The sequence below is a fragment of the Nocardioides daejeonensis genome (assembly GCF_003194585.1).
GTDB classification, from domain to species: Bacteria; Actinomycetota; Actinomycetes; order Propionibacteriales; family Nocardioidaceae; genus Nocardioides; species Nocardioides daejeonensis.
In genome coordinates this window covers 836,765-851,905 of sequence record NZ_QHKZ01000001.1, presented here as the reverse complement: position 1 = coordinate 851,905, position 15,141 = coordinate 836,765, and the positions used below count along the sequence as shown (strand labels likewise).

14 protein-coding genes are annotated in these 15,141 nt (G+C 70.7%); 11 read left to right on the top strand and 3 right to left on the bottom strand.

All coding sequences use genetic code 11. The features are described from left to right. Positions 1 to 1,350: a WS/DGAT/MGAT family O-acyltransferase gene (locus tag DNK54_RS04105; protein ID WP_110205634.1), complete on the bottom strand. Its 1,350-nt coding sequence runs from the start codon at positions 1,348 to 1,350 to the stop codon at positions 1 to 3. 165 nt (positions 1,351 to 1,515) lie between these two features. Between DNK54_RS04105 and efp the strand changes: the two genes are divergently transcribed. Both efp and nusB read left to right on the top strand, forming a co-directional pair. Then, positions 1,516 to 2,079: an elongation factor P gene (gene efp / locus DNK54_RS04100; RefSeq protein ID WP_110205815.1), complete on the top strand. Its 564-nt coding sequence runs from the start codon at positions 1,516 to 1,518 to the stop codon at positions 2,077 to 2,079. After that, positions 2,079 to 2,495, top strand: coding sequence for a transcription antitermination factor NusB (nusB, locus tag DNK54_RS04095; protein WP_110205633.1), 417 nt, complete (start codon positions 2,079 to 2,081; stop codon positions 2,493 to 2,495). Before efp ends, nusB begins: the two co-directional genes overlap by 1 nt. Positions 2,496 to 2,540: 45 nt before the next feature. Here nusB and DNK54_RS04090 read toward each other — a convergent pair whose 3' ends face one another. Then, positions 2,541 to 3,236 (bottom strand): acetoacetate decarboxylase family protein, encoded by a 696-nt coding sequence (locus DNK54_RS04090; protein WP_162602295.1) that lies wholly within the window; start codon positions 3,234 to 3,236, stop codon positions 2,541 to 2,543. 166 nt (positions 3,237 to 3,402) lie between these two features. Here DNK54_RS04090 and pyrR point away from each other — a divergent pair, with 166 nt between their 5' ends. Genes pyrR through DNK54_RS04075 form a run of 3 tightly spaced genes read left to right on the top strand, consistent with a single transcriptional unit; the run spans position 3,403 to position 6,172 of the window. Next, positions 3,403 to 3,978: a bifunctional pyr operon transcriptional regulator/uracil phosphoribosyltransferase PyrR gene (pyrR, locus tag DNK54_RS04085; RefSeq protein ID WP_110205631.1), complete on the top strand. Its 576-nt coding sequence runs from the start codon at positions 3,403 to 3,405 to the stop codon at positions 3,976 to 3,978. Beyond that, complete coding sequence (locus DNK54_RS04080; protein ID WP_110205630.1) at positions 3,975 to 4,904, top strand: aspartate carbamoyltransferase catalytic subunit; 930 nt, start codon at positions 3,975 to 3,977, stop codon at positions 4,902 to 4,904. The genes pyrR and DNK54_RS04080 overlap by 4 nt, the downstream gene beginning before the upstream one ends. Further along, positions 4,904 to 6,172 carry a dihydroorotase gene (locus tag DNK54_RS04075; RefSeq protein ID WP_110205629.1) on the top strand — a complete coding sequence of 423 codons (1,269 nt, stop codon included), beginning with the start codon at positions 4,904 to 4,906 and terminating at the stop codon, positions 6,170 to 6,172. Before DNK54_RS04080 ends, DNK54_RS04075 begins: the two co-directional genes overlap by 1 nt. Positions 6,173 to 6,183: 11 nt before the next feature. Here the strand turns inward: DNK54_RS04075 and DNK54_RS04070 are convergent, their stop codons facing one another. Then, positions 6,184 to 6,843, bottom strand: a complete 660-nt coding sequence (locus DNK54_RS04070) for a DUF3060 domain-containing protein (RefSeq protein WP_110205628.1) — start codon at positions 6,841 to 6,843, stop codon at positions 6,184 to 6,186. 233 nt (positions 6,844 to 7,076) lie between these two features. On the opposite strand from DNK54_RS04070, the gene carA reads away from it, so the two are divergent. The 6 genes from carA to pyrF are packed head-to-tail and all read left to right on the top strand — an operon-like array spanning position 7,077 to position 15,122. Beyond that, complete coding sequence (gene carA, locus DNK54_RS04065) at positions 7,077 to 8,237, top strand: glutamine-hydrolyzing carbamoyl-phosphate synthase small subunit (RefSeq protein WP_110205627.1); 1,161 nt, start codon at positions 7,077 to 7,079, stop codon at positions 8,235 to 8,237. Position 8,238: 1 nt separating this feature from the next. After that, positions 8,239 to 11,598, top strand: coding sequence for a carbamoyl-phosphate synthase large subunit (carB, locus tag DNK54_RS04060; RefSeq protein WP_110205626.1), 3,360 nt, complete (start codon positions 8,239 to 8,241; stop codon positions 11,596 to 11,598). After that, on the top strand, positions 11,595 to 12,671 hold the full coding sequence (locus DNK54_RS04055) for a quinone-dependent dihydroorotate dehydrogenase (protein ID WP_110205625.1): 1,077 nt from the start codon (positions 11,595 to 11,597) through the stop codon (positions 12,669 to 12,671). The genes carB and DNK54_RS04055 overlap by 4 nt, the downstream gene beginning before the upstream one ends. Next, positions 12,671 to 13,492, top strand: coding sequence for an iron-sulfur cluster-binding protein (locus DNK54_RS04050; protein ID WP_110205624.1), 822 nt, complete (start codon positions 12,671 to 12,673; stop codon positions 13,490 to 13,492). Before DNK54_RS04055 ends, DNK54_RS04050 begins: the two co-directional genes overlap by 1 nt. Further along, positions 13,489 to 14,298 (top strand): nitronate monooxygenase, encoded by an 810-nt coding sequence (locus DNK54_RS04045; RefSeq protein WP_110205623.1) that lies wholly within the window; start codon positions 13,489 to 13,491, stop codon positions 14,296 to 14,298. Before DNK54_RS04050 ends, DNK54_RS04045 begins: the two co-directional genes overlap by 4 nt. Continuing rightward, complete coding sequence (pyrF, locus tag DNK54_RS04040) at positions 14,295 to 15,122, top strand: orotidine-5'-phosphate decarboxylase (protein ID WP_110205622.1); 828 nt, start codon at positions 14,295 to 14,297, stop codon at positions 15,120 to 15,122. Before DNK54_RS04045 ends, pyrF begins: the two co-directional genes overlap by 4 nt. Positions 15,123 to 15,141: the final 19 nt, after the last annotated feature.

The following is a 15,141-nucleotide window of genomic DNA, read 5'->3' as shown; positions in this document are numbered from 1 at the left end:
TCAGCGGAGTCCGGTGAGCCGCTCCAGCTCGGCGAGGGCGTCCACCGTGTACGGCGCCAGGCGCTGCAGGTGCGGGATCGTGTCGCGGCAGCCCACGATGCCGAGGGTCACCGTGTCGGTGTAGCCGACGAGAGTCACGTTGAGCCCGTAGCCGTCACAGAGGAACGACAGCGGCACGAGCGTCTCCAGCCTGGCGCCGCCCAGGTGCAGCGGCTCCTTGGAGAGCACGACGTTGGAGACCGTGAAGTTGAAGATCGGCGGCAGCTTCTGGAGTGCACCGGTCTTCTGCCCGACAGCCAGCGGCAGCAACCCCAGCAGCGTGTAGTGCTGGAGCGCGTTCGGTGACATGTCGAGCAGCTCTGCCTTGCCCCGGGTCGTCACGGCGTGGATCCGGCGCAGCCGCTCGAGCGGATCCCCGTCGGCGGTCCCCAGCGGGCAGACGAATCCGGTCGCCGCGTTGATGGTGTCGGCCTCCCGCTCGAAGCCCACCGGGATCGACGCGGTGACGTCGGCGGCCGGCAGCGTCTCCTGCTCGCTCAGGTAGCGGCGTACGGCGGCGCCGAGCGAAGCGAGCACCACGTCGTTGACCGTCGTCTCGGAGGCCGCGGCGACCGCCTTCAGCCGGGACAGCGGGAGCTCCGCCATGGCGACCCTGCGGTGTCGGGTGATGCGGGTGTTGAAGGGAGTGCGTGGCGTGCGTAGCGCGGCCCGGATGTGGCTGTTGGCGCCACCGACCATCCCGGTCAGCTTGGCGCCGACCTCGCCGACCGCGCGGAGGCCCTCGGAGGTGCGGGCGGCCGTCGTGCGGGCGAGTGCGTCGACCGGGTGCCGACCGTCCTCCTGGAGCCCCGGCACGTCGGCGAGAGCGTGCGTCTGGCGCGGCTCGGCCGTCAGCCAGTGCCGGATCACGTTGACGGCGCCCATCCCGTCGACACTGCAGTGGTGCGCCTTGAAGTAGAAGGCAAACCGGTTGTCGGAGAGTCCCTCGATGACGTAGGCCTCCCACAACGGCTTGTCGAGGTCGAGAGGGGTCGAGTGCAGGCGCTGCACGAGGCTGCCGAGCTCGCGCTCGCCGCCCGGCTGCGGGACCGCGGCCAGGTGCACGTGGTAGTCCGGATCGGGTGCCGCCTTCTCCCAGCGCGGCACCAGGTCGCCCACGGCCCCCACCACACGGGAGTCGAAGGGGAACGGGATGAACTCCAGCTCCGCGAACGCCTCGTAGATGCTGCGCGCGTAGCCAGGCCCGGCGTCGTCGGGGGCGCGGAAGATCGCGAGCGCGCCGATGTGCATGGGCGTCCGCGGCGACTCCATCCGCCAGAACATCGCGTCGACGGGGCTGAGCAGTTTCATGAGGCTCCCCGGTGCAGGTGAGGGCTGGCAGGGCTGAGGAGCATCGTACGGATGTGGGGGCCTCTTCGTGGGGCGTATAGCATGGGCGGTCGGCCCGATCTGGTGCGTCTGCGCACGATCGCCGGCCCCGAGATCCCCGACCCAGCGAAGAAGGCTCATCCGCGCATGGCAACCACCAACGACCTCAAGAACGGCATGGTTCTCAACATCGACGGGCAGCTCTGGTCCGTCGTGGAGTTCCAGCACGTCAAGCCGGGCAAGGGCCCCGCGTTCGTGCGCACCAAGCTGAAGAACGTCGAGTCGGGCAAGACCGTCGACAAGACCTTCAACGCGGGTACCAAGGTCGAGACCGCCAACGTGGACAAGCGCTCGATGCAGTACCTCTACAACGACGGCACGTCCTACGTCTTCATGGACGTCCAGACCTACGACCAGATCGAGGTCACCCCGGAGATCGTCGGCGACGCCGCGAACTTCATGTTGGAGAACCAGGAGGCGATCGTCGCCACCAACGACGGACGGGTGCTCTACGTCGAGCTGCCTGCCTCCGTCGAGCTGCTGATCGCCGAGACCGAGCCCGGTCTGCAGGGCGACCGCTCCACGGGCGGCACCAAGCCGGCCACGCTGGAGACCGGCCACACGATCCAGGTGCCGCTCTTCCTCTCCACCGGCGAGAAGGTCAAGGTCGACACCCGCGACTCCTCCTACCTGGGTCGCGTCAAGTCCTGATGGCTGGTTCGCGCAGCAAGGCGCGCAAGCGGGCGCTGGACATCCTCTACGCCGGTGAGCTGCGCAACGAGACACCGTCGGCGTCCCTCGACCGCTGGATCCAGGAGGGGGAGCCGCTGAGCAACCCCTACACGGTCGAGCTGGTCAAGGGCGTCGCCGAGCACCTCCAGGAGATCGACCGTGAGATCCGGGAGGCCGCTGAGGGCTGGACCCTCGAGCGGATGCCGGTGGTCGACCGGAACGTGCTCCGGTTGGGTGTCTACGAGCTGCTCTGGGCCGAGGACGTTCCGGACGGCGTCGCGGTGAGCGAGGCTCTCGCGCTGGTGCAGGAGCTGTCGACCGACGACTCCCCGAGCTTCGTCAACGGCGTGTTGGGCGCGATCCAGCGCAGCAAGGCCGGCAAGCCGACGCCGTGAGGCTGTTCGCAGCGCTCCTCGTGTTCGCCTCGGGTCGGTAGCGGCTCAGAACGGTTGCGGAGCGCCCAGCGTGAAGCGGGTCCGCTCGAGCACGGCGCCCCGGTGTGTCCCGGGCACGAGCCAGGAGCCGAGGACCCCGTCAGAGGTCACCTCGACGTCCACCGTGGCGAGGCGCATCCGGCCACTCGCCTTGAGCCTGGTACCGCGCAGCGAGCCGTCGGGGAACTGCTGGATCACTCGCGCCCGGCTGAAGACCGGCAGCCGCGGTCCGGAGGTCCGGATCTGTGCGGCCCGCACCGACCAGGAGCGGTCGGTGGCCCCCTCGGCGCCGAAGGAGCTCCCGGTAGGCGCGCCGGTGAAACGGGAGAGCGTCTTGGGGATCGCCCAGTTGGCGCGACCGCCGACGAGGCTGGTGGGGGAGTCCACCGACATGAACGGGATCGTGCCGACGAAGCGCCGGCCGACGCGGAGACCCACGACGCCGAAGACCTCGTCGTAGCGCCCGACCGGGGTGTCGGCGTACCGGACCAGGCCGCCGATGACGACGGCCGCGCGTCCGCGGGCTCGTAGTGCAGGCGGCAGAGCGTCGTTGGCCTCCGGCGTCGCCTTGGCCCACCACACCACAGCCTGGGCGGCGACCGACCACGGCGCAGGCGCGGTGTTCGCGGGGAGGTCTGCCACCAGCTCGGCGGGGAGGGTGCACTCGGGCACACCCGGCACATCGCGCAGATCGAGAGTCATGGCGAGATTCTGATGCACGCCGGTGCCGTTCGTCCCGCCGGTCCGGAGTTTTCCGTCCGGGCGACGGGCCCTCGCCGTGCGCCGCCGGGCAGCGCGCTGATAAGTTGGCGCGCGGTCCACTTCCTTTAACGAGCCGTCCTGTGAGGCGGAGAAGGAGCCGGCAGGTATGCCACCCAGCCCTGAGGACGACCGCGGTCGCGCGGTCCTCGACGCCCAGGACATCGCCCGGGCACTGACGCGGATCTCCCACGAGATCCTTGAGCGCAACCGGGGAGCGGATGATCTCCTGCTCCTCGGCCTCCCGACTCGCGGCGTGCCGCTGGCGCGCCGGATCGCGGAGCGGATCGGCGAGGTCGAAGGCCGGGTCCCCGAGGTGGGATCGCTCGACGTGACGCTGTATCGCGACGATCTCCGCAAGCACCCGGCCCGCGGCCCGCAGCGCACCGAGATCCCCGGCAGCGGCGTCGACGGGAAGACCGTGGTGCTCGTGGACGACGTGCTCTACTCGGGCCGCACGATCCGTGCCGCGCTCGACGCGCTCGCCGACTACGGCCGCCCAGGCGTGGTACGGCTCGCTGTCCTGGTCGACCGGGGCCATCGTGAGCTGCCGATCCGCGCCGACCACGTCGGCAAGAACCTGCCCAGCGCGCGCACCGAGCGGGTGATGGTCCGGTTGGTGGAGAGCGACGGGTACGACGAGGTGCGGATCGCGGACGCGGCCGGAGCGGAGGGGCAGGCATGAAGCATCTGCTGAGCATCGACGACCTCACGGTCGATGACATCGAGACCCTCTTCGGTACCGCCGCCGAGATGCACGACGTGCAACGCCGTTCGGTGAAGAAGCTCCCGGCGCTGCGGGGCCGCACGGTGATCAACCTCTTCTTCGAGGACTCGACGCGCACCCGCTCCAGCTTCGAGATCGCCGGCAAGTGGCTCTCGGCCGACACGATCAACATCTCGGCCAAGGGCTCCTCGGCGAGCAAGGGCGAGAGCCTGCGCGACACCGTGCTCACGGTGACCGCGATGGGTGTGGACGCACTCGTCGTACGGCACGCCGCGAGCGGTGCGGCTGAGCAGATCAGCAACTGGGTCGACGTCGCGGTGATCAACGCCGGCGACGGGATGCACGAGCACCCCACCCAGGCGCTGCTCGACGCCTACACCCTGCAGCGCCAGCTCGGCGACCTCGCCGGCCGGCACGTGGTGATCGTCGGCGACCTCACCCACAGCCGGGTCTTCCGCTCCAACGTCAAGCTGCTGCGCAAGCTAGGGGCGGAGGTGACCGTCGTCGCTCCGCCGACCCTGATGCCGAGCGGCATCGACGCCTGGTCGAAGGAGGCCGGGTTCGCGGCGAGCTGGGACCTCGACGAGGTGCTGCCCAGCGCCGACGCAGTGATGATGCTGCGGGTGCAGCGCGAGCGGATGCAGGGCGGGTTCTTCCCGACACCGCGCGAGTACACGGTCGGCTACGGGCTGACGCGTGGTCGCCTGTCGTTGCTGAAGCCCGACACTCCCATCTGCCACCCCGGCCCGATGAACCGCGGCCTGGAGATCGCCCCGGAGGCGGCCGACGCCGCATCCAGCAAGGTGCTGGACCAGGTCTCCTCGGGAGTCGCGGTCCGGATGTCCGTGCTCTACCACCTGCTTGCCGGAGAGGAAGTCGCCTGATGAGCGCCCCGATCGTCGTCCGTGCCGCCACGCTGCCTACGGGGGAGCGTGCCGACCTGCTGCTGCGCGAGGGTGTGATCGCTGAGATCGGCACCGTGGCGGCCGGGGCGGGTGCCGAGGAGGTCGACGCCGACGGGCTGGTCGTCCTCCCCGGCCTGGTCGACCTGCACACCCACTTGCGGGAGCCCGGGCGAGAAGACGCGGAGACCGTGCGTACCGGGTCGCGCGCTGCTGCCGCCGGCGGCTTCACCGCGGTCCTCGCGATGGCGAACACAACGCCGGTGACCGACACTGCCGAGGCCGCCGAGCGCGTCTTCGACCTGGGTCGGGCGGCCGGTCTCGTCGACGTGCAGCCGGTCGGTGCGGTGACCCGCGGACTCGCGGGGGAGGAGCTTGCCGAGCTCGGCCTCATGGCGCGCTCTCGCGCGGGGGTCCGGGTCTTCTCCGACGACGGCAGGTGCGTCGCCGACGCTCGGGTGATGCGTCGCGCGCTGGAGTACGTGAAGCCGTTCGGCGGCGTGGTCAGCCAGCATGCCCAGGAGCCGACCCTTGCCGGAGCACAGGCCTGTTGCCACGAGGGCGAGCTCTCCGGGCGACTCGGGCTTCCCGGTTGGCCCGGGGTGGCCGAGGAGGTCATCGTCGCGCGCGACGTGATGCTGGCCCGCCACACCGGCTCGCGGGTGCATGTCGCTCACGTCTCCACCGCTGGCTCGGTGGAGGTGATCCGCTGGGCGCGCGGCCAGGGGATCCAGGTGACCGCCGAGGTCACACCGCATCACCTGCTGCTGACCACCGACCTGCTGGCCGGTTACGACCCGGTCTTCAAGGTCAACCCACCGCTGCGTCCGGAGGAGGACACCCTCGCCCTGCGGGAGGCGTTGCGCGACGGCACGATCGACGCCGTCGCGACCGACCACGCGCCGCATGCCCGGCACGACAAGGAGCATGCGTTCGTGGACGCGGCCTTCGGCATGCTCGGTCTGGAGACCGCCCTCGCCGTGGTGCGTACCGCGGTGCCCGAGCTCTCCTGGGAGGAGGTGGCCCGTGTCATGTCGGCGAACCCGGCTCGGATCGCCGGGCTCCCAGGGCACGGGCGACCGGTTGCCGTGGGTGAGCCGGCGAACCTGACGCTGGTCGACCCCGAGGCAGAGGTCACCGTGGACCGGGACGCCTCCCACTCACTGTCGCGCAACAATCCGTGGCACGGGCGCACCCTGCGCGCCGCGGTCGTCGGCACCTTCCTGCGGGGCGCGCGAACCCACGGTTGAGGCAGCACAGGTCAGCGGTTGCGCGGCACCTCGTTGCGACGTCCGCTGACCTGGACGTTGGTGCGTCCCTTGCTCACCTTGACGACGTTGGCACGACCGTCGACGCGCAGGCTGGCGAGACGGCGATGGACGAGTCGATTGCGGTTGCCGTGGACCCGAGCCGTCGTGGTCCGGCGGCTCTCCACCCGGTTCCGGTTGCCGCGCACCGTGACCTGGAGGACCCGGTCGGCCGCCACGTGCGAGGAGCGGGCGCGCACGCGGGCCCGCTCCAGCTGTCCGTCGACCTCCACCGTGTGTCCGCGGCCGTCCAGCAGCACGTCGAGCATCGATCCGGCGCGCAAGGTGTTGCCGACGCCGCTCACCCGGTTCTCGTAGAGGATCGAGCCGACGACGGTGTTCCGGTCGCCGAGCACCTCGAGGGTGTCCACGAACCAGGCATCGACCGTGACGTCGTCCGCCGTGATCCGCAGGGTCTTGCACTCGCCGGTCAGGTAGTAGTCGACGCCATCGCGGTCGAGGACGACGAGACCTCCGGTCGAGCTGGTGCACGACTTCACGACCCGCGCCCGCGGCTCCGCCTGCGCCGGTACGTCGCTCACCACCGTGGCGAGCGCAGTAGCGGTGAGGAGGGTCGCAGCGACGGCTGCGATCGGGCGGGACGAGGTGGGCACGAGCGGCTCCTGACAAGCGATGGGGCGTGCGTACTAACGGTACGTACCAACGGTATGTGCAGATGGCGACGGACGGGGTGTCCGCCGCGGGTGAGCCTGCCCACAGAGCCGGCGGCAGCGGTGTCCACCGCAGACCCTCGGCGTACGAGCGGGGTCGGTGCGCTGCTAATGTTCACAACTGCTCGTCCCATCCTTTAACGAACCGTCCTGTGAGGCGGAGAAGGAGGTTCGGCGTGCCGCTGCATGCCACCCGCAAGCCCGCACTCCTCGTGCTCGAAGATGGCCGGTCCTTCCGTGGCCGGGCCTACGGAGCCGAAGGGGAGACCTTCGGAGAAGCAGTCTTCTCGACCGGGATGTCCGGCTACCAGGAGACGTTGACCGACCCGTCCTACCACCGCCAGGTGGTCGTCATGACCGCGCCGCACGTCGGCAACACGGGCATGAACGACGAGGACCCGGAGTCCAAGCGCATCTGGGTCGCCGGCTATGTCGTCCGCGACCCAGCACGCGTCTCGAGCAGCTGGCGCGCCCAGCGCCCGCTCGACGAGGCGCTGCGTGACCAGGGCGTCGTCGGCATCTCCGAGATCGACACCCGCGCCCTCACCCGGCACCTGCGTGACCGCGGTGCCATGCGCGTGGGCATCTCCACCACCGAGACAGACCCGGCCAGACTTCTCGAGCGCGTCCGCGCCTCGGCGGAGATGGCCGGCGCCAACCTCGCTGGCGAGGTCTCCACCAAGGAGCCCTACATCGTGCCGGCGGTCGGCGAGCGCACGTTGCGCGTCGCCGCACTCGACCTCGGCATCAAGGAGATGACCCCCGAGCGCCTCGCCGAGCGCGGAGTCGAGGTGCACGTGCTGCCCTCGACCGCCACCCTCGAGGACGTCCTCGCCGTTGAGCCCGACGGTCTCTTCTTCTCCAACGGCCCCGGCGATCCGGCGGCGACCACGGGCCAGGTGGAACTGCTCAAGCAGGCGCTTGAGCGAGGCCTGCCCTACTTCGGGATCTGCTTCGGCAACCAGCTCTTCGGCCGGGCCCTGGGCTTCGACACCTACAAGCTCAAGTACGGCCACCGCGGTATCAACCAGCCGGTGATGGACCTGACCACGCGGAAGGTCGAGATCACCTCCCACAACCACGGGTTCGCGGTGGACGCGCCGATCGGCGAGGAGACCCGCACCCCGTACGGCGTCGCCACGGTCAGCCACGTCTGCCTCAACGACGACGTGGTCGAGGGCCTGGAGTTGCGCGACGACGCCGGCAACCTCAAGGGCTTCTCGGTGCAGTACCACCCGGAGGCCGCCGCCGGACCCCACGACGCGGCGTACCTCTTCGATCGGTTCGTGGAGCTCATGGGGGTCTCGACAAGCTCGACCACCGGAGAGGAGGCCTGAGATGCCGAAGCGTGAAGACCTCAAGTCCGTGCTCGTGATCGGGTCCGGCCCGATCGTGATCGGCCAGGCCTGCGAGTTCGACTACTCCGGCACCCAGGCCTGCCGCGTGCTGAAGGAGGAGGGCCTGCGGGTCATCCTCGTCAACTCCAACCCGGCCACGATCATGACCGACCCGGAGTTCGCCGACGCGACCTATGTGGAGCCGATCACTCCGGAGTTCGTCGAGAAGGTGATCGCCAAGGAGCGCCCCGACGCGATCCTTCCGACCCTGGGTGGGCAGACCGCACTCAACACCGCGATCGCCCTGCACGAGAACGGCGTGCTGGAGAAGTACGGCGTCGAGATGATCGGCGCCAGCTTCGAGGCGATCCACCGTGGCGAGAACCGTGAGCTCTTCAACGCGATCGTCGAGAAGGTCGGCGGCGAGGTCGCGCGCAGCTTCGTCTGTCACTCGATGGACGAGGTGCAGAAGGCGGCGGAGGAGTTGGGCTTCCCCATCGTGGTGCGTCCGTCGTTCACGATGGGCGGCCTGGGTTCGGGCATCGCCTACAACGAGGCCGACATGCACCGCATCGCCGGTGCCGGCCTTTCCGCCAGCCCCACCACCGAGGTGCTGATCGAGGAGTCGATCCTCGGCTGGAAGGAGTACGAGCTGGAGGTGATGCGCGACCGGGCCGACAACGTCGTCATCATCTGCTCCATCGAGAACTTCGACCCGATGGGCGTGCACACCGGCGACTCCATCACGGTGGCACCCTCGATGACGCTGACCGACCGCGAGTACCAGCACCTGAGGGACCTCGCGATCGGCATCATCCGCGAGGTGGGTGTCGACACCGGCGGCTGCAACATCCAGTACGCCGTCAATCCGGCCGACGGTCGGGTCATCGTGATCGAGATGAACCCCCGTGTGTCCCGGTCGAGTGCGCTCGCGTCGAAGGCCACCGGCTTCCCGATCGCCAAGATCGCGGCCAAGGTTGCCGTGGGCTACACGCTCGACGAGATCCCCAACGACATCACCGTGCGTGCCGACGGCGGCTCGACTCCGGCGGCGTTCGAGCCGACCCTCGACTACGTCGTGGTGAAGGTCCCGCGCTTCGCCTTCGAGAAGTTCCCGACCGCCGACGCCACCCTGACCACGCATATGAAGTCGGTCGGCGAAGCGATGTCGATCGGCCGCAACTTCACCGAGGCGCTCAACAAGGCACTGCGCAGCCAGGAGCAGAAGGGCGCCCAGTTCGACTTCGGCGAGATCGCGGTGTGGGGATTCGCACCGGACTCGATGGCCGCCGACATGCGCGCGCAGTTGCTCGACGAGATCAGCGTGCCGCACGACGGGCGACTGCAGAAGGTCATGCAGGCGATCCGCCTGGGGGCCACGCCCGAGCAGGTGCACGACGCCACGAAGATCGACCCGTGGTTCGTCGACCAGCTGTTCTTGATCTACGAGATCGCGCAGGAGGTTGCGGCTGCCGAGGCGCTCGACGAGCCCACCTTGCGGCTGGCCAAGCGGCACGGTTTCTCCGACGTGCAGATCGCGCAGATGCGCGGCCTCACCGAGGCCGAGGTGCGTGCTGCCCGGCATGCGACCGGCGTGCGCCCCGTCTACAAGACGGTCGACACCTGCGCGGCCGAGTTCGCCGCCCAGACGCCGTACCACTACTCCTCCTACGACGAGGAGACCGAGGTGCGTCCCCGAGCCGAGGGCAAGGAGGCCGTGATCATCCTCGGTTCCGGGCCCAACCGGATCGGGCAGGGCATCGAGTTCGACTACTCCTGTGTGCACGCGTCGCTCGCACTGGCCGAGGCCGGCTACGAGACGATCATGGTCAACTGCAACCCGGAGACGGTCTCCACCGACTACGACACCTCCGACCGGCTCTACTTCGAGCCGCTGACCCTGGAGGACGTGCTCGAGATCTACGAGGCCGAGAAGGCAGCGGGCCCGATCGCCGGTGTCATCGCGACGCTGGGAGGCCAGACGCCGCTGGGGTTGGCCCAGGGGCTGCAGGACGCCGGCGTGCCGATCGTCGGAACCAGCCCCGAGGCGATCGACCTCGCCGAGGAGCGCGGGGCGTTCGGCCGGGTGCTCGCCGAGGCCGGGCTGGTCGCCCCCAAGCACGGCACCGCGGTGTCGTACGACGAAGCGAGGGAGATCGCGCACACCATCGGCTACCCGGTGCTGGTGCGGCCCTCCTACGTCCTCGGCGGCCGCGGCATGCAGATCGTCTACAGCGACGAGGCCCTGGCGGCCTACATCGAGGCGGCCACCGAGATCAGCCCCGACCGGCCCGTGCTGGTCGACCGGTTCATCGACGATGCCGTCGAGATCGACGTCGACGCGCTCTACGACGGCACCGAGCTCTTCCTGGGCGGCGTGATGGAGCACATCGAGGAGGCCGGGATCCACTCGGGCGACTCGTCGTGCGCGTTGCCGCCGATCACCCTGGGCGACGCCGAGATCTCCCGGATCCGGGAGGCCACCACGGCGATCGCGCGGGGGGTCGGCGTACGCGGGCTCATCAACATCCAGTTCGCGCTGGGTGCTGACGTGCTCTACGTGATCGAGGCCAATCCGCGTGCCTCCCGCACGGTCCCGTTCGTCTCCAAGGCCACCGGCACCCAGCTGGCCAAGGCTGCGGCCCGGGTCATGCTCGGGGAGTCGATCGCCGAGCTGCGCGCCTCGGGCGCGCTGCCGGCCGAGGGCGACGGCGGAACGCTGCCGGCCGACGCGCCGATCGCGGTCAAGGAGGCCGTGCTGCCGTTCAACCGCTTCCGCACTGCGGAGGGGCAGTTCGTCGACACCGTCCTCGGTCCGGAGATGAAGTCGACCGGTGAGGTCATGGGCTTCGACGCCGACTTCGGCACCGCGTTCAGCAAGTCCCAGGCAGCGGCGTACGGACCACTGCCCACCACGGGCAAGGTCTTCATCTCGATCGCCAACCGCGACAAGCGGACGATGATCTTCCCGGCTCGGGTGCTTGCCGACTACGGGTTCGAGATCCTCGCCACGCAGGGCACCGCCGAGGTGCTGGCCCGCAACGGCATCAAGGCGAGCCGGGTGCGCAAGCACTTCGAGGGGGCCGGTCCCGATGGCGAGAAGACCGTGGTGGAGATGATCCGTGACGGTGAGATCGACCTGATCGTCAACACCCCGCACGGCTCCACCGGCGGCGGAGACTCGCGTGTCGACGGCTACGAGATCCGTTCCGCGGCGGTGCTGACCGGCACGCCGTGCATCACCACGGTGCAGGGCCTGGCCGCGGCGGTGCAGGGGATCGCGGCGGTGCGCGAAGGCGCCATCGGCGTGCGCAGCCTGCAGGACTGGGCCGAGGTGCTCGGCCACGGAGCCTCCCGGTGAGCAGTCCCTATCGGCTGCTGTTTGACAAGGTGCTCGTCCGCAGCGACGCCGAGCGGGCCCACCAGGTGGCGTTTCGCGCCATCCGGTCGGCCCGCCCGGTGCTGGCCAGCCGGCTGGGCACCGGGGTCCGCGAGGCCGGACGCAGGATCCCGCGGGAGCCGGTCGTCGCCTTCGGGCTGACCTTCCCGAACCGCCTCGGCCTGGCGGCCGGCTTCGACAAGAACGCCGTAGGCATCGACGCGCTCGGCGCGCTCGGCTTCGGTCACGTCGAAGTGGGCACGGTCACCGGCCGTCCGCAGCCGGGCAACCCGAAGCCGCGGCTCTTCCGGCTTCCGGATGATCGCGTCGTCATCAACCGGATGGGGTTCAACAACGACGGCGCCGAGGTCGTCGCCCGCCGCCTCGAGGAGCGGGCGAAGCTGCGCGTGCACGGCATCGGCAACGGGCCGGTGCTGGGCGTCAACATCGGCAAGACCAAGGTCGTGCCGGACGACGACCTCGCCGCGGTGGTGGCCGACTACGAGTTCTCGGCCCGCCACCTGGCGCCGCATGCCGACTACCTGGTGGTCAACGTCAGCTCGCCCAACACTCCCGGCCTGCGCAACCTGCAGGCCGTCGAGAAGCTCGAGCCGATCCTCACGGCGGTACGCCGCACCGCCGACCAGGTCAGCCCGCGACGGGTGCCGCTCCTGGTCAAGATCGCACCGGACCTCGCCGACGACGACATCGATGCGGTCGCCGATCTCGCCACTGCGATCGAGCTCGACGGGATGATCGCTACCAACACCACGATCTCGCGTGAGGGCCTGCGGAGCAGCCCCGCCGCCATCGAGGCGGCCGGAGCCGGTGGCCTCTCCGGCGCGCCGTTGCGGGATCGCTCCCTGGCGGTGCTCGCCCGGCTGCGGGCGCGGGCCGGGGCGGGCGTGGACCTGGTCGGCGTCGGCGGCGTCACCAGCCCGGAGGATGCCGCCGCGCGCGTGGCGGCCGGTGCGGTGCTGGTGCAGGGCTACACCGGCTTCATCTACGAGGGGCCGCTCTGGCCGACCCGGATCCTGGCGGGGTTGGGCAGCTGATGGCGGGCGGCCCGCTCTCGACCACGGCCGAGGTGCTGGCCGTGCGTGGGGTGGGCGCCTTCTCCGGGGTGACGCTGTCGGTCGGAGAGGTCGCCGACCGGCACCGCCCGGGGCAGTTCCTCAGCGTCGCCGACCCGGACCCGACGCGACTGCTGCGTCGTTCGGTGCAGGTGCATCGGGCGGCCGGTCCCGGAGTCCGGCCCGGCACGCTCGAGCTCGTCATGGACCCGGGTGACGTCCTCGCCGACCGTTTGGCCGTCGGCGACGCCTGGCCGGTGATCGGTCCGCTGGGCCGGCCGTTCGCGCTTCCCAAGGAGCCGGTGACCTGTCTCCTGGCCGGCGCCGGTGCGCATGCCGCTCCGCTTCTCGGACTCGCCGATCGACTGGCGGAGCGAGGGTGCACCGTCCACCTGCTGCTCGGCGGCGCTGACGGGAGCCGGGTGCTGCCGAGCCACGACGTACGACGTGCGGTGCGTTCGACCACCGTCGTCACCGACGACGGGTCGATGGGACGGCACGGCAGCATCGCGAGCGTGCTGGGAGAGACCGTGGAGCGCACCGGCGCTGCGGTCGTCTACGCAGGAGCGCCGACCTCGACCCTGCACGAGGTGGCGATCGCCGCGGAGGCGGCGGGGGCCTGGAGCCAGGCGGTGCTGGACGGTGAGCATCCGTGCGGCACGGGACTGTGCCACGGCTGTCCGGTGCCGGTCGTGGGGGAGGACGGGGTCGGACGCACGGTGCGCGGCTGTGCCGAGGGGCCGGTCTTCCGCGGTGACCGGGTGCGCTGGCATGACCTGACAGAGAAGGGCGGTGGCCGATGACTACCCTTCCCTTCGCCGCACCGGTGGTGATCGCCGCGGGGTGCGGCGGCACCGGACGCGAGCTGGCCGCCTTCGACGGACTTGCCGGGGTCGGCGGCTTCGTCTCCCGCTCGCTGACGTTGACGGCACGCTCCGGTGCGCCCGCGCCCCGGGTCGTCGCAGCGCCGTCGGGGGTGCTGCACGCCACCGGCCTCCCGAACCCCGGCCCGGAGCAGTTCCTCGCCCTGGAGCTGCCGTGGCTGGTCGCCCACGGCGTGGTGCCGGTCGCCTCGCTCGCAGCTGCCGAGCCGGACCAGTGGCAGGAACTCGTGCGGCTGGTCGCCGCCGCACCGGGCCTGCGGGCGATCGAGCTCAACCTCCAAGCCGACGGCGGGCTCATGCCCGAGGGCGAGCCGCGACTGCTGGCCGCCGTCGTCGGCGCGGCCCGCGCGCAGCTGCCTCCCGGTGTTGCGCTGCTCGTGAAGCTCGGCCACGACCCGTCCCGGCTGGTGACGAGGAGCAGGCTCGTCGTCGAAGCCGGCGCGGAGGCAGTGGTCCTCGGAGGAGGAGTGCCTGCCCTGCTGCCGGACGGACGGCCCGCCAGTCTCGTCGGCCCCGCTGTGCGGTCCACCGCGCTGCGCGCCGTGGCCGAGGTGCACGCGGCGCTTCCCGACCTCCCGGTCGTCGCCGCGGGCGGGATCCGCACCGCGGCCGAGGCCCGGACGTTCCTGGCTGCGGGCGCCGCGGCCGTCCAGATCGGCAGCGCCCTGCTCGCCGATCCCACCACTGCCGCGCGGGTCGCGGCCGACCTGAGGGATGGACGATGAACAGCTTCGGTAGCCGCCTGCACACGGCGGTCCGCTCGCGTGGGCCGCTGTGCGTGGGCATCGACCCGCACGCCGCACTCCTCGCGTCCTGGGGCCTCGGCGACGATCTGGCGGGCCTGGAGCGCTTCTCGGCGACCGTCGTCGATGCGCTCGCGGGCGAGGTCTCGGTGCTGAAGCCCCAGAGCGCGTTCTACGAGCGCTTCGGCAGCCAGGGCATCGCGGTGCTGGAGCGCACGATCACCGACGCCCGGTCCGCCGGGGCGCTGGTGCTCCTGGATGTGAAGCGTGGCGACATCGGCTCCACCTCGCAGGCCTACGCCGATGCCTACCTCGACCCCGCCTCTCCGCTCTTCTCCGACGCGGTCACGGTGAGCCCCTATCTGGGCTTCGAGTCCGTGCGGCCGATGCTCGACACGGCCCGGGCCCACGGCGCCGGTGTCTTCGTCCTGGCCCTGACCTCGAATCCGGAGGGGCCGCAGTTCCAGCACGCCACCACTGCGACCGGGCGCACCGTCGGCGGCACCGTGCTCGACTCGCTGGCAGCGCTCAACGAGGGAGCGGAGCCGCTCGGCTCCTTCGGTGCGGTGGTCGGCGCGACCGTCGGTGACGTGGGGGAGAGCTTCTCCATCAACGGCCCCCTGCTTGCCCCCGGAGTCGGGGCCCAGGGCGGCACCCCCGAGGACGTGCGTCGTGTCTTCGGCGCGGCCGCGGCCAACGTGCTGCCCTCCTCCTCGCGGGAGGTGCTGCGTGCCGGTCCCTCGAACGCGGCGCTGCGGGAGGCCGCAGCCCGGGGCAACGACCAGTTCGCGGGTCTGCTCGGATAGGGCCATGACGAAGCCAGGG

Bases quoted from the DNA above. Each gene is read 5' to 3' on its own strand.
- DNK54_RS04045 (WP_110205623.1), top strand. From the start codon at position 13,489: ATGACTACCCTTCCCTTCGCCGCACCGGTGGTGATCGCCGCGGGGTGC.
- carB (WP_110205626.1), top strand. From the start codon at position 8,239: ATGCCGAAGCGTGAAGACCTCAAGTCCGTGCTCGTGATCGGGTCCGGC.
- DNK54_RS04050 (WP_110205624.1), top strand. From the start codon at position 12,671: ATGGCGGGCGGCCCGCTCTCGACCACGGCCGAGGTGCTGGCCGTGCGT.
- pyrR (WP_110205631.1), top strand. From the start codon at position 3,403: ATGCCACCCAGCCCTGAGGACGACCGCGGTCGCGCGGTCCTCGACGCC.
- DNK54_RS04075 (WP_110205629.1), top strand. From the start codon at position 4,904: ATGAGCGCCCCGATCGTCGTCCGTGCCGCCACGCTGCCTACGGGGGAG.
- DNK54_RS04105 (WP_110205634.1), bottom strand. From the start codon at position 1,350: ATGAAACTGCTCAGCCCCGTCGACGCGATGTTCTGGCGGATGGAGTCG.
- pyrF (WP_110205622.1), top strand. From the start codon at position 14,295: ATGAACAGCTTCGGTAGCCGCCTGCACACGGCGGTCCGCTCGCGTGGG.
- efp (WP_110205815.1), top strand. From the start codon at position 1,516: ATGGCAACCACCAACGACCTCAAGAACGGCATGGTTCTCAACATCGAC.
- DNK54_RS04080 (WP_110205630.1), top strand. From the start codon at position 3,975: ATGAAGCATCTGCTGAGCATCGACGACCTCACGGTCGATGACATCGAG.
- nusB (WP_110205633.1), top strand. From the start codon at position 2,079: ATGGCTGGTTCGCGCAGCAAGGCGCGCAAGCGGGCGCTGGACATCCTC.
- DNK54_RS04090 (WP_162602295.1), bottom strand. From the start codon at position 3,236: ATGACTCTCGATCTGCGCGATGTGCCGGGTGTGCCCGAGTGCACCCTC.